The sequence below is a fragment of the Microbispora sp. NPDC049633 genome, from assembly GCF_040675265.1.
GTDB lineage: Bacteria > Actinomycetota > Actinomycetes > Streptosporangiales > Streptosporangiaceae > Microbispora > Microbispora maris.
On sequence record NZ_JBFAOO010000424.1, the window covers coordinates 1 to 1,307 of the forward strand.

The window sequence follows — 1,307 nt, forward strand, 5'->3', positions numbered from 1 at the left end:
CGCGTGCCGTCGCTGCTCGTCTCGTAGTCGACGCCGTGCACGTGCAGGCTGGCGGTCACGTCCGTGTTGTTGACCAGCTCGATCTCGAGGGTCTCCCCCTCGATCATCTCGATGAGCGGCCCGGGGATCGTGGCCTTCCCGGGCTCCAAGCCGTAAGCCAGCTGACCGTCCGGCAGCTTCTCGGCGTAGAGGGTGATGCGGCGGACGTCGCCCGGCTCGCCCGCGGTCTTGCCCGCGGTCTTGTCCGTGGTCTTGTCCGTGGTCTTGTCCGTGGTCTTGCCCGCCGACGCCGCGTCGACCTGAGTCGCCAAGACGAACGGCGCGATCGTGGCGGCGGCCGCCGCGGCGGTGGCGGTGGTGGTGAAGGCGCGCCGGGAGAACAGGCGTCGCGTCACGTCAGTGCTTTTCTCGGTCATGGTTCCCAATCGGTGACGGCGCTCGCCTGGGTGCGGCGAGCTGAGGGGGGTCCGTGATGCCGGTGGCGAATCGGCGGCACGGCGTGGTGTCGGGATCTCGAGACCGGCCTGCGGAGCTTCGGCGTGCCGGTCCGGAGGACTTCGCTCAGGTGGAAGGGGACTGTCGAACGCCGGATCAGCTGCAGCTGATCGCGGTGTAGGCGGTCTCGTAGGTCGAGGTGACCTGCTTGCCGTCGATCGTGGCGGTCCCCTTCACGGTCACCGTGCCGGCGTCGATACGGCCGGTCCGGGTGTTGAACGACTGGTAGGCCTGCTTGCCCGGGGCCACGTCGGCCACCGTCTTGGAACCGTACGGAGTGGTCAGCGTGATCGTGGCCGGCACGCCGGAGTCGTTGACCGCCGTCACCGCCACGTACGCCGACGTGCCCACGCAGCGGGACGAGGCGGTGACGGTCAGCGGGACCTGCTTACGCGCGTCGGTCACCGTGAACACGCCGGACATCCCCATGTCGGAGTAGCTCTGCACGTGGCAGTGGTACATCCACTTCCCGGGGCCGACGCGTTCGCCGGCGATCACCTGGAAGCCGAACGACTCGGCGGGTCCGGTGGTCTTGGTGTCGATGATCCGGCTCTGGTCCTCCGGGTCCTCCAGGAATCCGGTGCGGTTGTCGGCCCAGCGGTGTCCGTGGATGTGGAACGTGTGGAAGAAGTTCCCGTGGGTGATCACGATGAACTCCACGCGCTCGCCGAGGTCGGCGGTGAAGTCGGGCGCCTGCGTGAGGTTGTTGGTCTTCATGTCGTTGAAGACGACGGTGAAGGTCTTGTCGGGCAGCACGTCGCCCGTCCGGCGCACCACCAGCGGCCCGTAGAGTCCGCGCAGGATGCCGCCGG

At 68.3% G+C, this 1,307-nt stretch carries 2 protein-coding genes; both read right to left on the minus strand.

Annotated features, from left to right (window positions below; translation table 11 throughout):
* Positions 1–395: multicopper oxidase domain-containing protein (locus tag AB0J39_RS39595; RefSeq protein WP_363474359.1), on the minus strand; the 395-nt coding region annotated here is incomplete at its 3' end.
* 196 nt (positions 396–591) lie between these two features.
* Positions 592–1,307 (minus strand): multicopper oxidase domain-containing protein (locus tag AB0J39_RS39600; RefSeq protein ID WP_363474361.1); only part of this gene is annotated, 716 nt, incomplete at its 5' end.